6 protein-coding genes are annotated in these 6056 nt (G+C 70.1%); 4 read left to right on the forward strand and 2 right to left on the reverse strand.

Annotated elements, in window-relative coordinates; genetic code table 11:
• Positions 1-3 precede the first annotated feature (3 nt).
• Positions 4-186 carry a hypothetical protein gene (locus RIF89_RS01620; protein ID WP_309067418.1) on the reverse strand — a complete coding sequence of 61 codons (183 nt, stop codon included), beginning with the start codon at positions 184-186 and terminating at the stop codon, positions 4-6.
• A 380-nt stretch (positions 187-566) separates the two neighbouring features.
• On the opposite strand from RIF89_RS01620, the gene RIF89_RS01625 reads away from it, so the two are divergent.
• The 4 genes from RIF89_RS01625 to RIF89_RS01640 all read left to right on the forward strand — a co-directional run bounded on the left by RIF89_RS01625 (position 567) and on the right by RIF89_RS01640 (position 5384).
• Positions 567-2828 (forward strand): polyribonucleotide nucleotidyltransferase, encoded by a 2262-nt coding sequence (locus tag RIF89_RS01625; protein ID WP_309067419.1) that lies wholly within the window; start codon positions 567-569, stop codon positions 2826-2828.
• Between the two features lie 195 nt (positions 2829-3023).
• Positions 3024-4043: an aldo/keto reductase gene (locus tag RIF89_RS01630; RefSeq protein ID WP_309067420.1), complete on the forward strand. Its 1020-nt coding sequence runs from the start codon at positions 3024-3026 to the stop codon at positions 4041-4043.
• A 143-nt stretch (positions 4044-4186) separates the two neighbouring features.
• Complete coding sequence (locus tag RIF89_RS01635; protein ID WP_309067421.1) at positions 4187-4789, forward strand: histidine phosphatase family protein; 603 nt, start codon at positions 4187-4189, stop codon at positions 4787-4789.
• Positions 4790-4949: 160 nt separating this feature from the next.
• A complete protein-coding gene (locus RIF89_RS01640) occupies positions 4950-5384 on the forward strand; it encodes a cupin domain-containing protein (protein ID WP_309067422.1) in 435 nt (144 codons plus the stop codon).
• Between the two features lie 151 nt (positions 5385-5535).
• Here the strand turns inward: RIF89_RS01640 and RIF89_RS01645 are convergent, their stop codons facing one another.
• Positions 5536-6048 (reverse strand): GNAT family N-acetyltransferase, encoded by a 513-nt coding sequence (locus RIF89_RS01645; RefSeq protein WP_309067424.1) that lies wholly within the window; start codon positions 6046-6048, stop codon positions 5536-5538.
• Positions 6049-6056: the final 8 nt, after the last annotated feature.

Here is a 6056-nt window from a genome sequence, read left to right on the forward strand (position 1 = left end):
CCGCTACTCGTCCAGCCCGCCCAGCCCACGCGCCTCGTCGCGCTCCTGATCGACGAGGGGGTCCGGGTCGTCCTGAATACGCTCGTCCGGGTCGAGCGTGGGCGGCGGCAGCTCGAGCTCGGCCGCGTCGTCGAGATCGACCTCGCGCTCCTCGTCCGGGGTGCTCTGCTCAGGGAAATCCGACATGACGCCAGGGTAGGCAGGCGCGCCGCACCGCCGACAGGCCCTGACCAGATCCGCTTCGCGCTGATAGGCTGGCGGGGATGTCCGTCCGCGGATGTCACGAACTGAATACGCAAGAGGAGCAGGCTGGCAGGAAGCTGGTCCCCTGAAGTGGTCTCCCAGGCGCACGATCCGATGGATCCGGTCTGGTGGATTTCTCCTGGTGGCCAGCGCAGGCGAGCGTGATCGATGCCCCGCACGATCAGCGTGTGCGCGCCCATATCTGCCTGTTCCCTGCTCCTGACGTAAGTCCCGCATCGCGGGCGAACAGAGCCCACCCGCGCAGACGCGTGCCGAAAAGGAACATCGCGTGCCTGCGTGGCCAACAGAAGGAGAGAGACCTCTTGGAAGGTCCTGAAATCACCGCCGCCGAGGCCGTTCTCGACAACGGCCGCTTCGGCACCCGCACGGTCCGCTTCGAGACCGGCCGTCTCGCGCAGCAGGCGCAGGGCGCCGTCGCCGCGTACCTCGACGAGGAGACGATGCTCCTCTCGGCCACCAGCGCCAGCAAGCACCCCCGCGAGGGCTTCGACTTCTTCCCCCTGACGGTGGACGTCGAGGAGCGCTCGTACGCCGCCGGCAAGATCCCCGGCTCGTTCTTCCGCCGTGAGGGGCGTCCGTCGACGGAGGCGATCCTCGTCTGCCGCCTGATCGACCGTCCGCTGCGCCCGTCGTTCGTCGACGGCCTCCGCAACGAGATCCAGATCGTCGTGACCGTGCTGTCGATCGCTCCCGGCGAGTTCTACGACGCGCTCGCGATCAACGCCGCGTCGGCGTCGACTCAGATCTCGGGTCTGCCGTTCTCCGGCCCGATCGCGGGTGTGCGCCTCGCGCTCATCCCGGGCCAGGGCGAGCACGCCGACCAGTGGGTCGCGTTCCCGAACGCCGAGCAGGTCGAGTCGGCCGTGTTCGACCTGATGGTCGCCGGTCGCGTGCTCGACAACGGCGACGTCGCGATCATGATGGTCGAGGCCGAGGCCACCGAGAACAGCTGGAACCTCATCAAGGCGGGCGCCACCAAGCCCAACGAGGAGGTCGTCGCTGGCGGTCTCGAGGCCGCCAAGCCGTTCATCAAGCAGCTCGTCGCGGCGCAGGCCGAGATGGCCGCCGCCTCGACGAAGGCGCCGCTGGAGTTCCCGGTCTTCCCGGCCTACAGCGACGAGACCTTCGCGTTCGTGAGCGAGAAGGCCTCCGACGACCTGGCGAAGGTGTACCAGATCGCCGACAAGCAGGAGCGCCAGAGCGCCGACGACGAGGTCAAGGCCCGCGTCAAGGCCGAGCTGGTCGAGAAGGTCGAGGCGGGCGAGCTGCCGGCCGCCGCGCCGCTCGAGTTCGCCGCCGCGTACAAGTCGGTCACGAAGAAGATCGTGCGCGGTCGCATCCTCAGCGAGGGTGTGCGCATGGATGGCCGCGGTCTCGCCGACATCCGGCCGCTCGACGCCGAGGTGCAGGTCATCCCGCGCGTCCACGGCTCGGCGATCTTCCAGCGCGGCGAGACGCAGATCATGGGCGTCACCACGCTGAACATGCTCAAGATGGAGCAGCAGATCGACTCGCTGTCGCCCACGACGAGCAAGCGCTACATGCACCACTACAACTTCCCGCCCTACTCGACCGGTGAGACCGGCCGCGTGGGCAGCCCGAAGCGTCGCGAGATCGGCCACGGCTTCCTGGCCGAGCGCGCGCTCGTCCCGGTGCTGCCGTCGCGCGAGGAGTTCCCCTACGCGATCCGTCAGGTCTCCGAGGCTCTCGGATCGAACGGCTCGACGTCGATGGGCTCCGTGTGTGCCTCGACCCTGTCGCTGCTGAACGCGGGTGTGCCGCTGCGCGCTCCCGTCGCGGGCATCGCGATGGGTCTCGTCACCGACGAGGTCGACGGCCAGACGCGCTACGCCGCGCTGACCGACATCCTCGGCGCCGAGGACGCCCTCGGCGACATGGACTTCAAGGTCGCGGGCACGAGCGAGTTCATCACGGCGATCCAGCTCGACACGAAGCTCGACGGCATCCCCTCCGAGGTGCTCGCCGGCGCGCTGACGCAGGCAAAGGACGCGCGCACGCGCATCCTGGAGGTCCTGAACGCCGCGATCGACGCTCCCGACGAGATGGCGCCCACCGCGCCGCGCGTCATCAGCGTGCAGATCCCCGTCGACAAGATCGGCGAGCTGATCGGCCCCAAGGGCAAGACGATCAACGCCATCCAGGACGAGACCGGCGCGCAGATCTCGATCGAGGAGGACGGCACCGTCTACATCGGCGCGACCGACGGCCCCTCGGCCGAGGCGGCCCGCGCGCAGGTGAACGCGATCGCCAACCCCACCAACCCGGAGGTCGGCGAGCAGTTCCTCGGCACCGTCGTGAAGATCATCCCCTCGGGCGCGTTCATCTCGCTGCTGCCGGGCAAGGACGGTCGCATGCACGTGACGCAGATCCGCAAGCTCAACGGCGGCAAGCGCGTCGAGAGCATCGAGGACGTCGTCTCGGTCGGCCAGAAGATCCTGGTCCGCATCGCCGAGATCGACGACCGCGGCAAGATGGCGCTCGAGCCGGTCATCGACGAGGCCCCGGCGGGCGACGCTCCCGCCGAGGAGACCGTCGAGGCCTGATTCTTGCAAGCCGAACGGCCCGTTCACCCTTCGGGGTGGGCGGGCCGTTCCGCTTCCCGTCACCGCGCGTGACGAGAACGTTACGGCGCGGTGCACGTCGGTGTCCGCGGCCTGCAATACGCTCGAAGCACACGTCGGCAGCGGGCGTGACGCGAGTCCCCATCCCCGGGACGGCCGCGTGAAGGGGCGGGGAACATGGATGAAGCGCAGGCAGGCGGGCTGACGCAAGCCGCCGCCACGCCGCGCGAGCATCCGTCCGCCCCGATCCCGGTGCAGGGCCCCGGCGTCGGCACGTTCGTGCGCGAGCGGCTGGGCGACACGGGCATCGACCTCTTCCCCGTGATCCTGGGCGGCGCGGAGTTCGGCTGGACGGTCGATCAGGACCGCGCCGATGCGCTTCTCGACCACTTCGTCGCGCTCGGCGGCAACGCCGTGCACACGGCCGACAGCTTCGCCGCCGGCCGCAGCGAGCACATCATCGGCCGCTGGATCAGCCGGCGACGCGTGCGCGACGACGTGGTGCTCGCGGTGCGGGTGGGCGGCCACCCCGACAACCCCGGTCTGGGCTCGGTGAACCTCGTCCGCGCGGTCGAGGCCTCGCTCCTGCGGCTCGGCACCGACCGCATCGACGTGCTGTACCTGGATGCGACCGCCGAGCGCGTCGGATCCGTCGAGGACGCCCTCGCGACGGCGGAGTGGCTCATCGAGACGGGCAAGGTGCGCCACATCGGCGCCTACGGCTTCACGGCCGAGCAGCTTGTCGAGGCGCGCATCCTCGCCTCCGCGGGCTACCCGCGCATCGAGGCGCTCGACGTGCCGTACAACCTGATGCGCCGCAAGGAGTTCGAGGGCGACCTGCGGCTCGTGGCAGGCGCGCAGGCCCTTGCGGTGACGCCCTCGCAGGCGCTCGAGCACGGCTTCCTGTCGGGGCGCCACCGCTCGCGTCAGGGCGTGGCCGCCTCGGCACGCGGACGGCAGCTCGCGGGCAGCCTGAACCGCCGCGGCGTGCGCGTGCTGAAGGCGCTCGACGTCATCGCGGCGGAACTCGCCGTGCCGCATGCCGCGGTCGCGATCGCATGGCTGCTCGCGCAGCGGTCGGTGTCCGCGCCGATCGTCAACATCTATTCGCCGTCCCAGCTCGACGAGCTCGTACAGGGTGTGGGAGTGCGCCTCACGCGCGCGCACCTGTCCGACCTCACCAGGGCGACGGAATAGCCGCCGGCTGTGACGGCTCGCCACACACCTCCGGACGGTCTCGTCCCGGTCACGTAGTGTGGGGGAGGACCGCGGGCGCTCCGGCGCCGCCGCACGGTCCGGGAACGATCCGAACGTGACGCGGTGAAGGACGGGGTGAGGCAGTGGCGCACTACATCTATCTCGTCCGGCACGGCGAGCAGCTGGACGCAGAGCACGGCATGGAGGACGGCCCGCTGTCCCCGCGCGGCCGACGCCAGGCCGAGCTGATCGCCGACCGGCTCTCGGGCATCCCGCTCCAGAGGGTGTGCCACTCGCCGCTCGTGCGGGCGACCGACACCGCGCGGATCATCGCCGAGCGCCTCCCGGCCGTCACGCCTGAGCCTCACGCGCTCCTGTTCGACTGCGTGCCCACCGGCATGACCGACGAGACGCCCGCGGCGTTCGAGCCGTTCTTCGGTGGCGTCACGGAAGCGCAGATCGAGGCCGGCAAGGCGCAGATGGCCGACGCCGTGGGTGAGTTCCTGGTGCGCAAGGCGGATGATGTGCACGAGCTGCTCATCACCCATAACTTCGTGATCTCGTGGTTCGTGCGCGAGGTCCTCGGCGCACCGGAGTGGCGCTGGATGACGCTCAACCAGGCGAACTGCGGACTCACGGTGCTGAGCCAGCGCCAGGGCCGTCCCTGGACGCTGCTGACCCACAACGACCTCGCTCACCTTCCGGTCGAGCTGCGCACCGGCCTGCCCGACCAACTGGCCTTCTGACCCCGGCTGCCAGCGACATGGAGTGCCGGCCGTACCTCGGACGTGTCGGCTCGAGGGCGGGATGCCGGCTCGGCACCAGGGGCGCGCGCCTGCTCTCCCGTCGGGATCTCTCACTCCCGCGGGCGGCCCGAGGGAGACTGGGGCCTCAGGAGGGAGCACCATGCCCGTGACACCGACGACCCGCCACCTGGATGACGCGCAGGAAGAGGTGTGGACAGACGCCCGCGGGAATATCTCGTTCCGCACCGCTATCGGGGATGGCACCACGGACACCGCCGATCTGTGTTCCGGCGTGGCCGTGATCGAGCCCGGAGGCTGGCTCAGCCTGCACCGGCATGAGGCGCCGGAGATCTACCAGGTCCTGAGCGGCGTCGGCGAAGTCAGCCTGGATGGGGTAAAGCACGCGGTGCGGGCGGGGTCCGCGGTATACATACCGTCGAATCACGAGCACGGCATCCGCAATACCGGATCCACGGTGCTGGAGTTCGTCTACGTATATGAGACGGACTCGATCGAGGACGTGGAGTATGTCTGGTCCCGCCGGACCGACGAGCACCGTGACGCGCCCCAAGAGGGGATGCCTCACGGGAAGTAGACGATGCCTGCGCAGCGGGCGGTGAAGGCCGAAGTGCGTCAGCCGCAGAGCGCCTTCAGCGTGGGCGAGGGCGGGGCAGGTGGCGTCGGCGCATCGCCCCGCTCGAGATGCGGCCTCCCGCGCACGTGACCTCCGGTGCCCCGGAAGATGCTCAGTCCAGCGTCTTGCCGTACCAGCGCGTCGCGTTCGGGTTGTCGTTGTACGGCTCGATCGGGGCGAAGCCCGTCCGGGCGTAGAGCGCGGCGGCGGCCTCGAGCGTGTGGTGCGTGTCGAGCACGAGTTCGCGGGCTCCCCAAGCGCGCGCCTGGCGCTCGAGCTCGTCCATGAGCAGGCGGCCTGCGCCCAGGCCACGGGCCGCAGGACGTGTGTAGACGTGCTTGACCTCGAAGCGCGCGCCCATCGGGCCGTCCGCGATCCGGCGGATCGCGCCGCAGCCGATCAGGCCGCGGTCGGCGGTCGCGTCGTCGTCGTCCGTGTGCTCGATGAGCAGCAGGACGCCGTCGGGTGCGCGGAACGCGTCCGGTCCGGGCAACACGGGACGGTACTCGCCCGGGAAACCGGACGCGCGCTCGGCGAAGTACTCGACGATCAGCTCGTGGGCGTCGGGGTCGGCGGGTGAGGCGGCGCGGAACGTGATCACGCCTTCGAGCGTAGAGCCGGACATGCGGGCCC

It is taken from the genome of Microbacterium sp. (genome assembly GCF_031178525.1).
Classification (GTDB): Bacteria; Actinomycetota; Actinomycetes; order Actinomycetales; family Microbacteriaceae; genus Microbacterium.